The sequence below is a fragment of the Carnobacterium mobile DSM 4848 genome (assembly GCF_000744825.1).
In the GTDB taxonomy this organism is placed as follows: domain Bacteria; phylum Bacillota; class Bacilli; order Lactobacillales; family Carnobacteriaceae; genus Carnobacterium_A; species Carnobacterium_A mobile.
In genome coordinates this window covers 2,284,221-2,303,394 of sequence record NZ_JQMR01000001.1, presented here as the reverse complement: position 1 = coordinate 2,303,394, position 19,174 = coordinate 2,284,221, and the positions used below count along the sequence as shown (strand labels likewise).

The following is a 19,174-nucleotide window of genomic DNA, read 5'->3' as shown; positions in this document are numbered from 1 at the left end:
AAGAGCTGATAAGAAAATATTTGCGTAAACATAATAAAGGAGAATAGGTTTTGTTAAGATATTTATTTGGAGGTTAAAATATGAAAAAAAAGTTTATTGCTTTTTTTGTTTTACTTTTAGTTGTACTGAGCGGTTGTTCCTTACCCGGCCTTGGTTCAGGTAAAAGCAGTATTAGAGTATCTGGCGGGGTTACTTCAGAATCTCAAATTTTAGCTAATCTCGTAAGCGGGATGATTGAACATGATTTAGGTACTTCTGTTGAAATCATCAGCAACTTAGGGTCTGCCAACATTATGCACAACGCTTTATTACGTGGCGATATCGATATTGCTGCTCCACGTTACACGGGTACAGACGTCACTGGAATACTTCAGCTGCCAGCAGAAAAGGATCCGGAAAAAGCTTTGGCACTTGTTCAAAAAAAATTTGCCAAAAGATACGATCAAGTTTATTTCCCTTCTTATGGCTTTGCTAACAACTTTGTTTTTATGGTTACTAAAGAAACAGCTGAAAAGTATGATTTGAAGACTATCAGTGATTTACAAGCAATCGCAGGCGACTTAACAGCAGCTGTTGATGCAACTTGGCTAAAACGTGAAACGGATGGGTATCCTGCATTTATTAAAGAATATAATTTTGATTTTAAACGCGTCTACCCCATGCAGATCGGTTTAGTTTACGATGCTTTAGCTTCTGGGAAAATGGACGTAGTTTTAGGTTATTCTACTGATGGTCGAATTGTGAGCTACGATTTACAAATACTGGAAGATGATCATCAGTTCTTTCCTTCTTACGATGCCAGTTTAGTTGCAACGGAAGAGATTTTAAAAGAATACCCTGAGCTAGAAGCTACTTTATCAAAATTAACAGGACAAATCTCAACAGAAACCATGCAAAACTTAAATTATCAAGTAGATAATGATTTATTGGAACCTTCCAATGTTGCTGAAAAATTTTTAAAAGAAAATCATTATTTTGAAGAAAAGTAATAAGAAAAGCTTCTAAAGAGACTTGATCCAAGTTGCTTTTCTAGAACCCTTCGAACATACTACATGTAAAAGAGCGAAGAGAATGAGATTGTGGTTCTTTATCCAATCGTGTTGGTAATGCTTAAATAATAAAATTTCCTCCGGAATTTACGCGTCTGCTTGCAAGAAGCCATGGGAACGACTGGAGCCTTATCTGTCTCCAGCCTTTCAAGCCTCAAACGAAGCCTAACCGCTTCGTAATTCGCATTGAATCCTTTACATGGCTGCAAGCAGCCGCTATTCCTCCAAAAATTTCAAGATTGTAGAATAGATACATTCTTCTTACCAACACAAAAAATAATAGAACCGAGATTGTTGTCTCATCCTCCTCGCTTTTTTTCTTAAATGTGTTCTCTCTATTTGTCTTCTATCGTTTTAAGTGGATTAATAGCTGGTCCTTCCAAGACTTCTCCTTCATAAGAAAAACGTGATCCATGACATGGACAATCCCACGTGCGCTCAGCATCATTCCAATTGGTGGTGCAGCCTAGTTTTCCTTAGTTTGTGCTCTTCCTTTTTCTTTACAGACCCAGCTCGTTGCACCCGATTTCTTTAGTTAAATAAAACAATAAGAAAATGATTTAAAAAAAATATTCCTGTAAGCTCTTTAAGCTCAACAGGAATATTTTTTCTTTCAATTTGGATGCTGTCTATTTTCCAGAGAGTTCATCTTCTGTTACCCATTTATGATTTTTAACTTCTTTTCCACCATTTTTTGGCATGTAATCAATCATATATACAGTAGTTTGTTTAGCATCTTCAATTGTTGCCGTTGCGCCTTTCATCCCTTCCATATGATCAGCTTCTATCTCTACTTCATCTCCCGGTTCTAACATATTTTCTCCGGCATCTTTTATTTCTTCTTGAACAACCCATTTATGGTCTTCTACTCTTTTTCCGCCATTAGTAGGGACATACGAAACTTCATAAGCTGTTGTGTCGAAAGCTCCTACGATCGTTGCCTCTGCATCTTTCATGCCGGCCATGTGAGTTGTTTCAATAGTTGCTTTGTCGCCTACTTTATATTTTGGATTTTCTGCTTCTTTTAATCCTGTCGGAACTTCACCAGAATCTTCATGCTGCATGCTTTCCATACTATCCATATCAGCCTCGCTCATTTCACTAGAAACAGAAGGAACAACTGACTCAATACTTGCTTCACTGCTTGATGATGAATTATCTTCATTAGAAGAACAAGCTGATAAAACTGTTAAAGAAGTTAAGGTTATAACTCCCATTAATATTTTCTTGTTTTTCATTGTTCTGAGACGTTGGTGTCTCTCAATCTTAAATATGAGAGAAAAACGCCTATTCACTTCCTTTCTATTTTAATACTCATTTATAAAATGGTCTTTCTGATGGATACACCAATTTTATCGGTTATCTTATTCTCTGTCAAAAAATTGACTTATTCATCTGCGGAAAAGTCTGCTCTTTCCACTATGACATCAGGAATTGTTTGAATTTCTTCTAACAACATCGTCCCTTCTCGTGGATTATTGGATCTGATGTAAAATGTCGCATAATAAACTGTTTCCCCTTCGATCTTTTTATCCTTCACTTCATACTTTTGCAGGTACCTGTTCTTTTTTCGTAAAAGTTGAATAATGTCTTGTAATATCTCCTTTTTTGGCGTAGAAATCTCAAACATAGTTGTTTTTGTGCCGATTTGTTTAAATATGATAGTGGTTAATTCAAAGCCGATCAACGTCAAAATTGTTGCACTTATTCCTACAAAATAAAGCCCTCCACCTACTGTTAAACCGATCCCAGCTGTTGTCCATATTCCAGCTGCACTAGTCAGTCCCTTAATAGAATACTTTTGGATAATGATCATTCCTGCTCCAATAAAGCCGATCCCGCTAACGACTTGAGCTGACACCCGAGCTGGATCCAATTCATAACCAGCCATATCAATAACATCATTGAACCCATGTTGGGAAATAATCATGATCAATGCACTTCCTAATGAAACTAGAAAATGCGTTCGAATCCCAGCTTCTTTTGCACGCAATTCGCGATTGATGCCAATCGATCCACCTAAAATACTGGCCAATACCAATCTTAGGAAAAAAATTTTATTCAGTTCCACCGCTTACCACTTCCTCATATCTGCTAAGTTCTCTGTATCTTCTTCTATTGTTTAACTAATTTACTACTTTATTTTGTCATCCACTAACCTTGCTATTCTATATAATCTAAGCATATCGCTGTTTAAGAACTTTATCAAATGATTGACATCGCTTTCTATAAGACGAATCATTTAAAGACTAACCAAAAAAAGATAGATTCTTTTTAGGAATATACCTTTTTAAGTACAATTAACATGCAAAAAGATGAAAATAGTAGGTTTTCTTTAGTTAATAGGTAAAAGGGAATAGAAGCTTTTCTTTATCTGTTTGATACATATTCTTTTTAGTTACTAATTCAACTTCAGTGAACAGCGGTTCCGCTGCTCTTTTTTCATCATTAGGGTTTAATGCTCTTTGAACGGCCAAATATCCGATAGCAAATGGGTTTTGAACGATCAATGCTGCGATACTTCCAGTTTCTAATAGTTCAATGCATTCTTTTTGAGTGTCAAAACCAATAACGGCTACTTTATCTTGCAGTTCTTTGGCTTCAACTGCTCTTCCTGCACCTATTGTTGTTATTTCATTAAAAGCAACGATTCCATCCATTTCAGGGTACTTACTCAACATTTCTTCGGTTAATAATTGAACAGTTTTGCTATCCGACCAAGAAAGCTGCTGCTCAATAATCTCAATATCTGGAAAGTTTTCTAAATAAGTATGAAATGCTCTTTCCTTTTCTCTTTCTTGGCTATTATTTGCCAGCTCTTCAAAATTCAAAATCCCGATTTTTGCTTTTGTTCCTAATGCTTCAATTAAAGCTGTCCCTGCTAATTCTCCTGCCTCTTGATCGTTTGTTCCAATATAATTCTGGTCTTGAGAATCGCTTAAAAAACTATCAATCATAATAATAGAGAGTCCTTTTTCAGAAGCCCTAGCTAAGTCTTTTTGACTTTGCTCAATATCTGCAGCTGAAAAAATAACGGTATCTATTCCTAAATTTACTGCCTCTTGAAGATACCGATTCTGCTGTTCGCTATCGTTAACTTTAGCAGGAATCCGTTTTAAAACTGTCACATCACTGTATTCTGAAACAGCTTCAGTTACTCCTTCATCAATCATTTGACTATAGTAAGTTTCTTCTGAATCTAAAATAAGCATAATTGTATGTTTCGCAGCAGCTTGTGGTTCACAACCCAGCAAAAGAGAAGCCATACATAAGAAACTGAAAACCGATAAACTTTTTTGCTTTCTATTACTCCTCATTCAGGTCACCTTTCTGAATAGATTTAGGTAGCCAAATATTAACAGTTGTACCTACATCCAGTTCACTCTTGATTTCTACTCCATATTCTTTTCCGAAGTACATCTGCACTCTTTGATGGACATTACGAATGCCGATTCCAACTTTTTCACTATTTTTTTTAGTTTCAATATCTTTAAGAATATCCATGGAAATCCCAATTCCATCGTCTATCACTTGGATTAAAATTTTCTCCTTCTTATCTAGTGCTCTGATAATGATTCGGCCTTCATCTACCATTCGTTCAATTCCATGATAAAGTGCATTTTCAAGAAAAGGCTGAATAATTATTTTAACAGTTGGATTATTTAAAATGGTTTCATCTGCTTCAATTGAATAGTGAAACTGATTTTTATACCGAATCTTTTGAATGATCAAATAACTTTCTGCATGCGCTAGCTCTTGCCGGAGCGTAATAAATTCACTGCCTTTACTCAAAGAGATTCGGAGTAATTTTCCGAGTGCAGCTACCATTTCAGCGGCCCCTTGGTTATCTCTTCTTTCTGACATCCACAAAATAGATTCTAATGTATTGTATAAAAAATGCGGATTGATTTGAGCTTGTAATACATTCATTTCACTTTTTCTTAATTCCTCTTGCTCAGTTTTAACTTGATCCATCAAAGTTTTTACATGATCAATCAAATGATTGTAAGAACCTGATAAGCGTTGAACTTCTATGAATCGTTTTTCATTTGTATACGTGTCAAATTGATTATCGTCTACATTGCGCATTACTTTAACCATATTTGTAATTGGTTGAGCAATATACCTAGCCACACTAATGCTCAAGATTGTAATCAAGCCTGCCACTGCTAAAAAGACCCAGAACATATATTTTTGGAACTCTCTTAATGTTTCTTTAATTGAATCTTGTAAATAAGAAACCCCTACCACTTTCCAACCGGTTGATGGCACTGTAGCTATAGCAATGGTGTTTTTTTCATCTTCTGTCATGTAGACTCCATCTAATTTATCAGTAACAAATTCCAGGTTTTCTTCTTTGGCATTCGTTTGAATCATTCGTTGTTGTGGATGATAAACTAATTCATTTTGATTATCTATGATGAAAGAATACCCTCTTTTTCCAATCGTTACCTTATTAAAATAACTGCCTAACGAGTTAAAGTTATAATCAATTAACAACACGTATTTCTCATTATGGATCAGTACCGGTGTGGTGACTGACAAAACCCATAGGTAGTTTTTTTCAAATAAGTTTTGTACATGCGGTGCAGAAAAAGTAAATTGATTAGGCGAGATTTCAGTTTGGAACCAGTCTTGTTCATAAATTGACGTTATTTTTTTAGGTCTATATTGGGCAGGTGCATAATGAACTACTTGACCTAAAGTATCTACTAAACTAATTGAAACCACATTTCGGTTTAAACGGTAACTTGTTCCTAAAAGTTCAGAAATACCATCGGCTTGCAATGTAGATCGTTTAAGCTCATCCAGAATGCCATAAGCTGTACTTGTCATATTTTCTATCTCATTGGCTAAAGTGATGCTGGATTGCGTTACACTTTGCTGAGTAGTCGTTTTAGTTGTATTGATCAGTGTTTCTTTAAAAATAGCAGCTAAAGAAATTGAAAATAAAAAAATAGTAAAAATAGACAAAACCCCTAAAGCCAACGCCAAAATTACTTGTAAACTTTTTACTTTTTCTTTTATGCTATTGCCAATCCGTTTGATTGTCTGGAGCATCTACTTCACTTCTTTCACCAGCTTTTTAACTAGTAGCTCATTTTTTTGAACGTTTCACGGATTTTATTTGGCGATTCTCCAAAGTACTTTTTAAAACAATAAGAAAAATAATGTTGATCGGTATACCCTGAGGACATGGCTACTTCAAATATTTTATGATCTGTTGTTAACAAATACTCTTTAGCTTTTTCCATACGAATTTTAACTAAAGCTTCGGTAAAAGAAAGCCCATTTTCTTTTTTAAAGAGAGAACTAAAATAGCTAGGACTTATTAGCATTTCTTTGCTCACAGATTTTAAAGAAATTGATGGATCGTCATAATGATCATACAAATAATCATAGCTTTGTTTAGCAATTGAATCTGTTTTCTTTTTACGCTGCATTTGAATTTTATCAATGACCGATAAACAATAATCTTTAAACCACTCTTTGATAATATTCATCTCTTGATAGTGGCAAATGTCAGAAATCATTTGTATGTAATGAAGCATATCAGAATCATATTTTGAAATCACTGACTTGGATGCTCTTAAAACAGCCATGTACAATTCCATCAAAAAAATTTGAATGTGCTCTTGTCCTTCGTTGCTCGTACCAAACGATAGAAATAAATAATCTATAAAAGCCTCCAATTCTTCCGTCGCTCCGATTTTAATTAAAGAAGCCAGTTTTACTTCATTGGCTTCATCAAATACTAATTCTTGCTGGTTGCCAGTTTCAAGGTCAGAAATGTAAATACCTTTATTTTTTTCAATCAGTAATCGGTAACTTAATGCTGAAACAGATGATTGAAATGCCCGCTTAGTGGCTGACATCCCTTCATATTCTTCGCTAATCCCAATTTCTACAGAAAAACCAAAAATTTTCTGTGCACTTTCGCTGATTTCTTTTACTACAATATCTGTATACAATTCAATATTTTCTTTGGTATCTGACAAGATAACAATGATGTTTGACATAAAAGAAAAAACTTCTCCATTTAAATATTTTTGCACAATTTGACGTATCGTATTGGTCAAAGAAAACTTAATTAATTCTAAATTTTGATTTTCGTGATAGTTTTTTTTAAAAGAAGTACTATCAATGTTTACATTCAATAAAACCTGTCTTTCACCTGATAAGTTTAGTTGATACGTTTCAATCATTTTTTGTAGTTCTGTTTCTGTTATATTATTATAATTATCGGTAATCAATGAAACTAAAAAAGACATTTTAATAGCTTCTATTTTTTCCAAATAATCTTTTTCGATTCTTGCTAAGTCATTTGCTTCTTTTTTTTCTAAATCTAGTTTTCCACGCACTTTATTTAGCATTTTTTCTAAATCATTGATTGAAATGGGCTTCAGCAAATACTCCAAAATATTTAACTTTATCCCATCAACTGCATATTCAAAATCATCATAGCCACTTAAAAATACGATTTTAACAGAAGGATTCTTTTCTCTTACTCGCTTAGTTAATTCAATACCGTCCATGATTGGCATCCGAATATCGGTAATCAGAATATCTGGAACATTTTCTTCCATTACTTCCAGCGCCTCTATCCCATTGCTTGCTTCTCCTACTATTCGAAAGCCCATTTTTTCCCATTGAACAAGTTCAACAATGGACTGGCGGATATCTTGTTCATCATCAACTAATAAAATTGAATACACTTTACTGTTCCTCCTTTTTAATAATCCTGCTTTCATTCTAAGCAACCGCTTACAATATATCAATAACAATTTAAAGGATACTAGCTTTAACTACATAATTATCTGTTGTTTTCTCGGTACCGTGTAGTGCCATATCACTATTCAGCTTCATAGTGTTCATCGAAAATTTGCAGAGAATTATGCAGGACTCCCAAGAAAAAAATAGGAAATATTAACAGTATAATACTTTTCCTTTATTCAGTAGGTAGTAAACAAATTTCAAAAAAATAAACCTTTAAAAGAAATCGTTTTGCTTTCTTTTAAAGGTTCATTGCTCAGCTAGTTTTCAGATGCGGACGGGGGGACTCGAACCCCCACCGAGAATCTCTCGACCAGCCCCTCAAGCTGGCGCGTCTACCAATTCCGCCACGACCGCTTAGTCTAACCCTTCTAAAACTCAGTTTATTTCTTATAGTCATAACTATACATTTACAAAAGTAATTTTGCAATAGGTACCGCAACATACAAAGCCAAAATAAGAGCAGATATGATAAAAAGCAGTCCTCTTATTTAAGCTAATATTTTCCACCTTTATTCTATTTCTGTTAACCTTATAGGTGAAATTTGATTTGATACAACTTTTATAATGAAATAATTTAATATTCAACGAGATGATCAATAAAAAATATCAAGGAGGATATAATATGCCAAATAAAAAAGACGAAATTATATTAAAAGGACTTAAAGAAAATAATTTAAAAAATATTAATTTAACTATCCCTAAAAATTTAATCACTGTTTTTACAGGTCTGTCTGGTTCAGGAAAAAGCTCAGTGGCTTTTGATACGCTTGCAAGAGAAAGCAGAAGGCAGATGACTTTAAATTATCCTTTATATGTTAGAAATCAGATGCCAAGATACGAACGACCTCACGCGGATCTAATGCAAAATTTAAGTCCTGTTGTGGTAATACAACAACGATCTATAAGATCAAATTCTCATTCAACAGTCGGAACTTATATGGACATTGATCCGCTTATTCGGCTTTTATTTTCTAGAATTGGAGAACCTCAAATTGGAAGTGCTACGGATTTTTCCAGGCAAAGCACTTTCGGGAGATGTCCAACGTGTGACGGTTTTGGAGAAGTAGTAACCGCTGATTTAAGTAAGTTAGTTGATTTTGATAAGTCTCTTAGAGAATATGCTGTTCAATTTAAACCTTTATCACCTTCAGGTTGGCAAGGTCAATGGATGATGACTTGTGGTTTATTTGATCCGGATAAGCCTATTAAGAATTATTCAAAAGAAAATCAAGATTTATTTTTATATGGACCTCCTGGCGGCGGTACTATTTATGCACCATTCCATACTAAAGACGGTCCTCAAAATGCACAATGGGACGGACTGTTGCCTAGATTTACAAGACTTTATATTAATAGAGATGTTACAAAGCTAAAACAAGTGTCTCAAGCTGACGTTTTGGCAGTCTCTACACATTCTGTCTGTCCGCTTTGTGGCGGAACGGGACTAAATCCCAAAGTCTTAGACTCTAAAATTAATGGGTTCAACATTTTGGAATACTCTGATTTAGAAATGACAAAACTAATCAACGAGCTCAATCATATAACGGATTCTATTGGGAAATCTATTGCACAACAAGCTGTCTCTCCAATAGAACAACTGATAGAAATGGGTTTAGGGTATCTAAGCTTATCGAGAAAAATGGAGACGTTGTCAGGAGGCGAAGCTCAAAGAGTAAAGATTGCTCGACATTTAGGCAGCAGCTTAAATAATATGACTTATATTTTTGATGAACCTAGTGCTGGTTTGCATCCTGAAGAAGTCGGTATGCTAATCAGTATGCTAAATAGTATAAAAAATAAGCATAATACAGTCATTGTAATTGAACATGACTTATCCATTATAAAAGCTGCTGATGAAATCATTGAAATGGGACCAAGTGCAGGTATCAAAGGTGGAGAAGTTATTTATCAAGGCACTCCTCTTGGCTTAAAGAATAGCCAACGAGCTTCGACCTCTTTAGAAAAACAATTAGAAATTAATAAAAACCCTAGAAAAACAGACACCTTTTTTTCGCTTGATCATGTTACTAATAATAACTTAAAAGATGTGAGTGTACGCATTCCTAAAAACGTTTTGGTTTCCGTTTCGGGAGTGTCAGGTTCTGGCAAAAGTTCATTAATGTTAGAAGCATTTATGCAAAAGTATCCAGAAACAATCAGTGTAAACCAAAGCAGCATTGGAATATCCAGCCGTTCTACGCTTGCCACATATATGGGGATAATGGACGATATACGCGCTATTCTCGCGAAAGTTACTAACCAGCCAATTGGATTATTTAGTTTCAACTCTTTAGGCGCTTGTCCTGTATGTCATGGAAAAGGTGTTACTCAACCTGATGTAGCTTTTGCAGATCCGGTAACTGTCGTCTGTGAAGCTTGCGGCGGTACACGTTATTCAGATAAAGCACGCTCTTATCAGTATAAAGGAAAAAATATTGTTGAAATATTGGAACTTACCATTGACGAAGCTCTGTATTACTTTGAAAAAGAAAAAAACATAAAAAAAGTAAGCACACTAAAAGAGGTCGGCTTAAGTTATTTGACACTAGGTCAAACGACAAGTTCTTTAAGCGGCGGAGAGATTCAGCGACTTAAGCTTGCAAGTTATCTAAAAAAAGAAGGTCAAATTTATCTTTTAGACGAACCTTCACTAGGCTTGCATATGAAAGACAACGCGAAACTTTTAGAAGTTTTTCAAAATCTTGTAAATAAAGGAAACTCTGTGATTATTATTGAACATAATCTTGATTTTATAGCTAAAAGCGACTGGATTATTGAAATGGGACCTGAAGGCGGAAAAAAAGGCGGTTTTATTATTTTTGAAGGACTTCCTAAAGACTTATTGCTAGCTAATACATTGACTGCAAAATGGTTAAAAAAAGAGGTTAAAGAATAAGATCTGAACTTTACGATAAAAGCTGACCTTTCGTAAACTATCCCAAATACAGTAAACAGCACCACACAAAAAATATGTGATGCTGTTTTTTATTTATAGTTTATTTGAACATGAGAAGTTGTATCACTAACTCGAACTATTCGATTCCTTTTAGAGTAATTTTCCAATTGAATATTTTTGATTTTGACTTCTCCTGCTCGATATTGTATTGAAATAGCAATATGATTAGCATCATCAACTGGTTGTGCTTGCGCAAAAAAATGATTGATCGCTACTTTTTGATAAGCTGAAATAACGAGAGCTCTTGGTGATGATGCTGTATAAAGTTGCGTTTCTTGTGGATAATAAGCAGCTAGATAGGTCCCTCGTATTCCAAAAGCCGATCGAGACGCTTTATCTGTCAGACTATGGTGCCCAATATGTCTAAAGTTATACGACCGATTGTCATGATAAGAATAATGTCCAATAATTTGTGTATCCGAAGCAGCTGAACTTGTTTCATGAGCTTTGATTTCAATCCCTCCAAAACAATAAGCGGTAAGATTGTTGGTCAACGTCACGTGTTGGGATCCATCATCTACCTCAATGCCATTTGAATTGGATTGCCCTGTTTTGTGCGCACGGCCGGATGGATGATGTAAAAAGCTGTTTGAAATCAGAATATGATCACTGTGATGAGTTGTAATCCCATCATCACCGAAACCAGAAACTTCTACTTGATCGATCCAAACATAACGGCTGCCTAAACGAGCACGTTTGCCATCACCAAAATAATTATAAAAAGCTGAAGTAACATCGACGCCATGAAGTCCAGGGTTTTTAACAATGATATCCCGAACGAGAGCATACTGGACATGAGCTAGTGTAAGTCCGCTCGAACTTGTCCCACCTGAGGCACTTCTTTCCGCTTCAGAAAACCGTTGGATATTCCAATCTAAACACAGACCTTCTATCCTCAGAAAATGGTTGCCTTTTAAATAACTTAAATTGCTGACCAATCGTTCTCTTTTTGGCGCGGAATCAGCCAAAACCAAAGTAGTCGTTCCTGATCCGCTGCCAATCAATTCTGTATAAGAAGGAAGCTTAATCCCTCTTGTTCGATACGTTCCAGGTGGAATGATTACCCGACGCCTGCCAGATGAAATAGCTCGTTTAAAAGCTGCAGTACAATCTGTTTTCCCATCCCCAACTGCTCCATAATCCAAAACAGATACTGTTCTGACTTGCTGGCTTAAACGAGTCATTGCCTGGTCTAACTGGCTTTTCCAGATTGGGAAAACTTGACCAGCAGCATCGACCGTTACGGCCGGCTCTGTTGTAAAATCAGTTTTTTCTTTAGACCATATAAAGCTATTCAAATAACGGGCAGGCTTCTTTCTAATTTTATTTAACCCCTTTAACAGGTTAAATTGCTTTTCTGTTTCCTCGATCGCTACTTGCTTTTTAGCTACTTGAGAATAATCTGGAAACGTTGCACTTAATAATTCTTGAATGACGGTTGTTTGTTTCATACGGTCGTCCCCCATGCGGTAAATTTTGCTTATGCTTACTGCTATCAGCATAACAAATTTAGCTGTTTAACTGTTAATAACTCGTATCAGCTTTAGTCTCTTTTTTTTGAAGCTCATTCTGTCTGCCCTGAAAGAATGAGCTTCCCACGACATTTTCCGCAAACATATCGTTTTGTGTTAAAACGTCTTTGCCGATAGATAGCATTCTGACATGTTTGACATTGGTAAACCCAAAATTTTTTCGGTTGTTTCACGGGTGCTAATGATTGAACATAACGCGTTCCGTCTACTTTTTTCAGCAGCTGCTTAAAATCAACATCTTTGTGTTGGTAGCCTTTACCTGCTAAATGTAAGTGATAATGACATAATTCATGTTTTATCACTTTAATAAACTCTTCCATGCCGAAAGTTTCTAAGATCTTGAGGTTAAAATCCAAATTATGTGTTGCTAAGTGATACCTTCCTCCGGTTGTACGCAGACGGTTATTAAAAGTCGCTTGGTGTTTAAATGGTTGTCCAAAATCGTTTATTGACGTTTCTTCTACTAATTTCTGCAATTCTTTTTGATTCAATTTTCCTATTCCTTCCTATACTATTCACTACTTCCAAAAGCTTTTTTCCTCCGTTAGACAAAAAGGAGGAGGATGAGACAAAAGTCTCATCCTCTTTCTGAACTATTTTTCTTAAACGTGCTCCAAAAAGCAAATTCCTTTTATTTTCCTTATGTGTTCTATTGCTTTAGTCTTGCTTTTTAGGCGGCAGCATTGTTAAAGAGATACGACCTTTATTGACATCAATGTCTTCTACCCAAACCGTCACCACATCACCGACAGCTACTACATTTGTCGGGTGTTGGACATAACCTTTGCTTAATTTTGAAATATGCACTAGCCCGTCTTGTTTCACGCCGATATCGACAAATGCACCAAAATCGACTACGTTCCGGACGGTTCCTTCTAATTCCATTCCAGCTTGCAAGTCTTCCATGCTTAGCACGTCTGTCCGTAACAAAGGTGCCGGCATTTCATCACGCAAATCACGTCCTGGTGTGGATAAGGCTTGCAGCATATCTTTTAGTGTTTCCTTGCCTAATCCTGTTGCCTGCATCAATTCTGCTTGTTCTAATTGTTCTAAAGCTTTTTTAGCTTTCATACTGCCGACGTCTTTTAACGTTACACCGGCTAATTCTAGAATCTCTTTAGCTTCTTTATACGTTTCGGGGTGAATCCCAGTATTATCCAAAACATTCTTTCCATCAACGATTCGCATAAACCCAACCGATTGCTCATACGCTTTTGGTCCTAAGCGCGGCACTTTCTTTAATTGTGCTCGGCTCTCAAAACGCCCATTTTCTTCACGATAAGCAATAACGTTATTGGCAGTTGTCTTATTTAAACCGGCCACATGTTGCAGCAATTGTGCACTTGCAGTATTCACATTGACACCTACTTGGTTAACCGCTGTTTCGACAACAAAATCCAACCGTTCTTCTAAACGTTTTTGTGACACATCGTGTTGATATTGGCCAACACCGACCGATTTAGGATCGATTTTCACCAATTCGGCTAAAGGATCTTGTAAACGACGGGCGATGCTGACAGCACTTCTTTGTTCCACTTGCAGATCTGGAAATTCTTGACGAGCAACCGGACTAGCTGAGTAAACAGAGGCTCCTGCTTCGTTGACAATAACATAGAAAACTTGTCGATCGATTTCTTTTAAATTATCAGCAACAAACGTTTCAGATTCTCGACTAGCGGTGCCATTTCCGATTGCCACCATTTCTACATCAAATTGTTCGACTAATTGTTTAAATTTAACAGCTGCTTGATTTCGAGCTTCGTTGCCAGCTGGTTTATGCGGATAGATTACATCAATATCGATAACTTTTCCAGTAGGATCGATAACAGCTAATTTACAGCCTGTCCGATAAGCCGGATCTAATCCCAATACCATTTTACCTTTTAACGGCGGTTGCAACAATAAGTTGCGCAAATTCTCGCCAAAAATATTAATCGCTTGTTCATCAGCTTGTTCAGTCAACTCAGACCGGATTTCACGTTCGATTGACGGCCCAATAAACCGTTTATAACTGTCTTCAATAGCTGCTGTCACATATGGGGCAGCAGGCGACTTTTCCTCTTTAATCATCTCCTTAACTATATACTTAAGGATGCTAGGCTCGTCAATTAACAAGGCTACTTTTAAAATTCCTTCTTTTTCACCGCGGTTGATGGCCAATATTCGATGTGAAACCAATTTATTAACCGGCTCATTGTAATCATAGTACATTTCAAAAATGCCTTTTTCATCTTTTTCTTGTTTTTTGACCGTTGATGTTATTGTGCCATTTTTAGCTGTGTAATCACGGATCCAAGTCCGGTAACGCGGTTCATCACTGATTCTCTCAGCAATAATTTCATGAGCCCCTGCCAAAGCAGCTTCAACTGAAGCTACGTTTTTTTCTTCGTCTATATACTTGGCTGCTTCTGCTGTCACATCACCCATTGAAAAAGTCAGCAACCAATCTGCTAATGGTTCCAAGCCGCTTTCTTTGGCAATCGTTGCTTTCGTCCGGCGCTTTTGCTTGAATGGACGATATAAGTCTTCCACTAATTGCATTTTATCTGCTTTTTCAATAGCCTGTTTTAATTCTGCAGTTAATTTTCCTTGTTCTTCAATTGTCCGGATAACATCACTTTTGCGTTTTTCCAGAGTTTGTAAATACGTATACCGTTCTTCGATTTCACGAATTTGTACTTCATCTAATGTGCCTGTCATTTCTTTTCGGTAACGGGCAATAAAAGGCACTGTATTGCCTTCTGCTAATAAGTTTAAAACAGTAGTTAATTGTTTAGTAGTGTACGTTTTTAATTCTTTTTTTAATAAATCTAAAACTATTTTTTCAGCTGTTTCAGTCATTCAGTTCTTCCTCTCTCGTTCCATCTTACCCGTCTTATTTTAGCATATATCTTTTTGTTTCACAAAAGCACCTTTAGACCTATGTTGAAACAATTGAATTTTTTTAGCCTTGCTGAGAATAAGCAAATTAACATTGTATCACCTAAGTACATACGCGTGCTGCTTGAAATCTTTGACGAATTAGAAAATAAAAGGACTGAATAATAACGCTTTAAGAAGCCAAATCGACTAACACTTGAAAAACTCTTTATTTCTTAAGAGGAGCTTTTTTTCCTAGCGCTTCTATTCTTTTGTTCGCTAAACTACTTCTAACTGACACTTCTTGCCTATTTTACACTGCTTTTGTTCGCTAGACCGCCTCTAACTGACACTTCACCCTTTATTAACTGAGAAACAAAATGAACGTGCTATAAAACATTTAATCTTTCCTAATCTTTCTATCCTTTTTTAGAGAATTTTCCAAACTGTTCCATACGTTCTAGAAAATATTCTTTCAAGGTACTTACTCGTTTTCTCAAAAAACTCTTTTTAACTGCTTTTGATGCATATATCTCTCTAAAAAAAACAACGATTAAACTATCATTGTTTTTTAGTCGGGCAAATTGAAAGTAAACATGGCATTTAGAATTTCTGATTCTGTGCTTTTCGTCGGCCAATGTTTTTTACCACCTAAACAAGCACAAATAAATTGAACATGATCTGCAAAAAAAGTTTTCCGGAAATGAACATGTCCCATAACACTGTAAACAATGTTTGGGTACTCTTTATACAGCTTGCCATAAGAAGAACTGCCTAAAAAAGCATTGAAATAATCATAGATTTTATGCGGTAAAGTTACAACAAATTTAGGGTGTGTCACTACATGAGTCATTAAAATAACGTTTCGATCTCCGACCTTTTCCAGATCCTCTTCCATTTTCTCCAACATCCATTGAGCTACTGCTTGGTCTGATTCACCCCAGTCACAGTATCGTTTGTCTTGCCAAGTACCTACACGCAATTTCATTTTTTGAAAATCCAGGTCATCATATTGGTTTGTATCTGCAAACCCGTAATCATACCAGCCTGAATTGCCCACTACAGCCCATTGATCATTAATAATATAAGGCCGTTCTAAAATGCTTTCCGGCTGGCTTTTAAAATAATCATAAATTTTTTTCGTATCGGTTTTTCCATTGTTCCTAGACCAATAATCGTGATTACCGGGTACAAACAATATCGGAATACCGCTTAATTGCCCAAGTTCATCTAAAAAAGCTTGCGACACACGGTAATCGCTGCTAATATCTCCACCTATTAAGAAAAGATCGATTTGCTGTTTTTTTATCTGATTATTCAATAAAGTCGCAAATGTCTCATTCTCTGGTAGATGCTTCCCGTTTGTATCGATATGCAAATCTGATAATACACCAATTTTCATTGTCTTGCCCCATTTCTTTACCTATCTGCTTCATTTACAGTAACTTTTTAAGCCGCAAAAATCAATAAAGTATTCTAATTCATCATTAGAATACTTTACAGATTTATTTTTTTATTAATTGTTGTTCTATTAAGAACTGATGCGCGACTGCTTGCGGATTTGCATTATTTACATTGACTTCATAGTTCATCTGGCGCATTTCTTCATCTGTGATTTTTCCACCTAATTGATTTAACACTTTTTCCAGCTCAGGATGTTTTTCCAACGTTTTAGTCAATAATAAAGGTGCCCCTTGATAAGGTGGAAACAACCCTTTGTCGTCTTCTAAAACCGTTAAATCATATTGAGCTAATTCACTGTCAGTCGAATACGCATCAACCAAATTGATATCCCCCGTTTTAATCGCTGAGTAACGCAATTTGGGTTCCATTGTCTGTAAATTATCAAATGTTATCCCATATAAATCTTTGATTCCTAGATACCCATCTTGGCGATCAGCGAATTCAAGTGTAAATCCTACTTTAAGCTGATCTGTAACAGCTTGAAGATCCGATATTTTTTTCAATTGATATTGTTCGGCCAGCTCTGGTGTAACTGCTAAAGCATAAGTATTATTAAACGCCATTGGCTCCAATAATGACATATTATATTGTTGAGCTAGTCCTTGACGAGCTTGTTCAACGACCTCTTTTTCATCTGTCGATTTTGCTTCTTCATTTAAAAAGGTAGCTAAAATCGTTCCACTGTACTCTGTATAAATATCGATATCTCCTGATTCTAAAGCATTAAAAACAAAAGTCGTTTTCCCCATATTCGGTTTCAATTGAACCGATAAATCTGTTTGGTCTTCAATCAGCTCTTTGTACATATTCATGATGATTTCAGGCTCTGCTCCTAATTTGCCTGCAATCACAATCTCTTTATCTTTACCGCTGATCAAAGGTACAATCATCAGTACCAGCATAGCGACTGTTACTGACCCCAGAACTTGAATGGTCCGCTTAAAAGAAACTTTTTCAAAATAACTCAATACATAATCAAAGCCAACTGCTAAAATGGCTGCTGGAATAGCTCCCATTAAAATCAATTGATTATTTCCTCGATCGATTCCCAACAGAATCAAGCTACCTAGTCCGCCGGCACCAATCAAAGCAGCGATCGTTCCCGTTCCAATAATTAAAACCATTGCATTCCTGATCCCCGCCATAATGATGGGCATCGCAATCGGAATTTGAACTTTTAACAGTTTCCGCTTGCGATCCATTCCCATGGCATCAGCTGCTTCATCTAATGACGGGTCAATTTCTGTCAACCCGGTATATGTGTTGCGCAAAATCGGCAATAAAGCATAAATGACTAAAGCAACGACAGCCGGCACCTTGCCGATCCCGACTAATGGAATCAGTAAGCCGAGCAAAGCTAAGGAAGGAATAGTTTGAAAAATAGCTGTGATTTGAATGATTGGACCTGCAGCTTTTTTATGCTGAGCTAAATAAATAGCTAAAGGAATCGCAATCAGCACCGCAATCAATAGTGAAATAAAAGATAACTGGATATGTTCGATCAAAGCTGTCCCTAATGCCCCTTTTCGTTCTTGGAAGGTCGTTATCCATGCGTTCATTCTGTTACACCTCCAGCAGTAATATTTGCTGCTAAGTAAGCCAACAGTTGTTTACGTGTCAATTTTCCAATAATGTGGTTTTGAGCATCTTGGATAAAAACAACTTCCTCTTTTGATAAGGTCGTAATTAATTGGTCAACTGTATCTGTTGCCTTTAGCAATTCCCCAGTATTTTCCCCCTCCGCAACCGGCTGTGTATAGCCAGCTGTCACTAACTGTTGGATAGATTGGGATTCAACTACTTCGATATTGCCTGACTTTAAGAAGTCTTTGACAAATGCGGTTTTAGGATGTGTGCGAATCTCATCAGGTGTACCGACTTGAACGATTTCCCCATCATTCATTAAGCAGATTCTGTCGCCTAATGCCATTGCTTCTTGCATATCATGCGTTACAAAGACAATTGTTTTTTGTAATTTTTTATGCAGTTCCACAACGTCTTTTTGCAAGTTATGACGGCTGATTGGATCCAGCGCACTAAAAGGTTCATCCATCAAGATAATATCCGGATCAGCTGCGAGCGCCCGCACTACTCCTATCCGCTGCTGTTCTCCGCCTGATAATTCACTGGTTCTGCGATGGCGGTAACTTTCAGCATCTAACCCCACGCTTTCAAGCAATTCAGTTACGCGTTCTTGCATGTTGTCTTTAGGCATCTTTTTCATTTCAGGCACGACAGTAATATTTTCTTCCACCGTCATATTGGGAAATAAAGCAATTTGCTGTAAAACATACCCCATGTTCCAGCGCAATTCTTGAATGTTGTAATCACTAATGGGTTTGCCGCCGACATAAATATAACCGGTGGTTAAGGTAATCAGCCGATTGATCATTTTTAATGTTGTGGTTTTGCCACTTCCACTTGGCCCGATCAAAACAAAAAATTCACCGTCTCTTATTTCCAAATTCAAATTGGATACCACTGGTTTGCCGGGAATATATTCTTTTGTCACCTCTTTAAATTCAATCATTTTTATG

Annotated in this window: 13 protein-coding genes, 1 tRNA gene and 1 pseudogene; 2 read left to right on the top strand and 13 right to left on the bottom strand. The window is 36.3% G+C overall.

Translation table 11 applies throughout. From position 1 onward, the window contains the following. Positions 1 to 80 precede the first annotated feature (80 nt). Positions 81 to 989, top strand: a complete 909-nt coding sequence (locus tag BR87_RS10950) for an osmoprotectant ABC transporter substrate-binding protein (protein WP_035032114.1) — start codon at positions 81 to 83, stop codon at positions 987 to 989. 395 nt (positions 990 to 1,384) lie between these two features. On the opposite strand, the pseudogene BR87_RS13700 reads toward BR87_RS10950, so the two are convergent. The 7 genes and pseudogenes from BR87_RS13700 to BR87_RS10920 all read right to left on the bottom strand — a co-directional run. Then, positions 1,385 to 1,477, bottom strand: a pseudogene (locus BR87_RS13700) (Rieske 2Fe-2S domain-containing protein); the annotation flags it as partial. Between the two features lie 201 nt (positions 1,478 to 1,678). Continuing rightward, positions 1,679 to 2,266: a YdhK family protein gene (locus BR87_RS10945; protein WP_244877056.1), complete on the bottom strand. Its 588-nt coding sequence runs from the start codon at positions 2,264 to 2,266 to the stop codon at positions 1,679 to 1,681. A 170-nt stretch (positions 2,267 to 2,436) separates the two neighbouring features. Continuing rightward, positions 2,437 to 3,120 (bottom strand): MgtC/SapB family protein, encoded by a 684-nt coding sequence (locus tag BR87_RS10940; RefSeq protein WP_035032108.1) that lies wholly within the window; start codon positions 3,118 to 3,120, stop codon positions 2,437 to 2,439. A gap of 268 nt (positions 3,121 to 3,388) precedes the next feature. Further along, on the bottom strand, positions 3,389 to 4,366 hold the full coding sequence (locus tag BR87_RS10935) for a substrate-binding domain-containing protein (protein WP_084683609.1): 978 nt from the start codon (positions 4,364 to 4,366) through the stop codon (positions 3,389 to 3,391). Continuing rightward, positions 4,356 to 6,110, bottom strand: coding sequence for a sensor histidine kinase (locus tag BR87_RS10930; RefSeq protein ID WP_035032102.1), 1,755 nt, complete (start codon positions 6,108 to 6,110; stop codon positions 4,356 to 4,358). The genes BR87_RS10935 and BR87_RS10930 overlap by 11 nt, the downstream gene beginning before the upstream one ends. Positions 6,111 to 6,139: 29 nt before the next feature. Further along, positions 6,140 to 7,765, bottom strand: a complete 1,626-nt coding sequence (locus tag BR87_RS10925) for a response regulator transcription factor (RefSeq protein WP_035032099.1) — start codon at positions 7,763 to 7,765, stop codon at positions 6,140 to 6,142. A gap of 330 nt (positions 7,766 to 8,095) precedes the next feature. Next, a tRNA-Leu gene (locus BR87_RS10920) sits at positions 8,096 to 8,180 on the bottom strand. A 268-nt stretch (positions 8,181 to 8,448) separates the two neighbouring features. Between BR87_RS10920 and BR87_RS10915 the strand changes: the two genes are divergently transcribed. Further along, positions 8,449 to 10,722: an ATP-binding cassette domain-containing protein gene (locus BR87_RS10915; protein ID WP_035032096.1), complete on the top strand. Its 2,274-nt coding sequence runs from the start codon at positions 8,449 to 8,451 to the stop codon at positions 10,720 to 10,722. A gap of 89 nt (positions 10,723 to 10,811) precedes the next feature. Here the strand turns inward: BR87_RS10915 and BR87_RS10910 are convergent, their stop codons facing one another. From BR87_RS10910 to BR87_RS10885, 6 genes are all read right to left on the bottom strand, one after another. Next, positions 10,812 to 12,233, bottom strand: a complete 1,422-nt coding sequence (locus BR87_RS10910) for a glycosyl hydrolase family 28-related protein (protein WP_035032092.1) — start codon at positions 12,231 to 12,233, stop codon at positions 10,812 to 10,814. A gap of 113 nt (positions 12,234 to 12,346) precedes the next feature. After that, the gene (locus tag BR87_RS10905) at positions 12,347 to 12,805 is read right to left on the bottom strand and encodes a SprT family protein (RefSeq protein WP_035032089.1); all 459 of its coding nucleotides are present in this window, start codon (positions 12,803 to 12,805) and stop codon (positions 12,347 to 12,349) included. 166 nt (positions 12,806 to 12,971) lie between these two features. After that, complete coding sequence (locus BR87_RS10900; protein WP_035032086.1) at positions 12,972 to 15,155, bottom strand: Tex family protein; 2,184 nt, start codon at positions 15,153 to 15,155, stop codon at positions 12,972 to 12,974. A gap of 589 nt (positions 15,156 to 15,744) precedes the next feature. Beyond that, complete coding sequence (locus BR87_RS10895; RefSeq protein ID WP_035032082.1) at positions 15,745 to 16,575, bottom strand: metallophosphoesterase; 831 nt, start codon at positions 16,573 to 16,575, stop codon at positions 15,745 to 15,747. A 103-nt stretch (positions 16,576 to 16,678) separates the two neighbouring features. Beyond that, on the bottom strand, positions 16,679 to 18,196 hold the full coding sequence (locus tag BR87_RS10890; protein ID WP_035032078.1) for an ABC transporter permease/substrate-binding protein: 1,518 nt from the start codon (positions 18,194 to 18,196) through the stop codon (positions 16,679 to 16,681). After that, on the bottom strand, positions 18,193 to 19,167 hold the full coding sequence (locus BR87_RS10885) for an ABC transporter ATP-binding protein (protein ID WP_035032075.1): 975 nt from the start codon (positions 19,165 to 19,167) through the stop codon (positions 18,193 to 18,195). Before BR87_RS10885 ends, BR87_RS10890 begins: the two co-directional genes overlap by 4 nt. Positions 19,168 to 19,174: the final 7 nt, after the last annotated feature.

Bases quoted from the DNA above. Each gene is read 5' to 3' on its own strand.
- BR87_RS10945 (WP_244877056.1), bottom strand. From the start codon at position 2,266: ATGGGAGTTATAACCTTAACTTCTTTAACAGTTTTATCAGCTTGTTCT.
- BR87_RS10885 (WP_035032075.1), bottom strand. From the start codon at position 19,167: ATGATTGAATTTAAAGAGGTGACAAAAGAATATATTCCCGGCAAACCA.
- BR87_RS10915 (WP_035032096.1), top strand. From the start codon at position 8,449: ATGCCAAATAAAAAAGACGAAATTATATTAAAAGGACTTAAAGAAAAT.
- BR87_RS10895 (WP_035032082.1), bottom strand. From the start codon at position 16,575: ATGAAAATTGGTGTATTATCAGATTTGCATATCGATACAAACGGGAAG.
- BR87_RS10890 (WP_035032078.1), bottom strand. From the start codon at position 18,196: ATGAACGCATGGATAACGACCTTCCAAGAACGAAAAGGGGCATTAGGG.
- BR87_RS10910 (WP_035032092.1), bottom strand. From the start codon at position 12,233: ATGAAACAAACAACCGTCATTCAAGAATTATTAAGTGCAACGTTTCCA.
- BR87_RS10930 (WP_035032102.1), bottom strand. From the start codon at position 6,110: ATGCTCCAGACAATCAAACGGATTGGCAATAGCATAAAAGAAAAAGTA.
- BR87_RS10935 (WP_084683609.1), bottom strand. From the start codon at position 4,366: ATGAGGAGTAATAGAAAGCAAAAAAGTTTATCGGTTTTCAGTTTCTTA.
- BR87_RS10950 (WP_035032114.1), top strand. From the start codon at position 81: ATGAAAAAAAAGTTTATTGCTTTTTTTGTTTTACTTTTAGTTGTACTG.
- BR87_RS10900 (WP_035032086.1), bottom strand. From the start codon at position 15,155: ATGACTGAAACAGCTGAAAAAATAGTTTTAGATTTATTAAAAAAAGAA.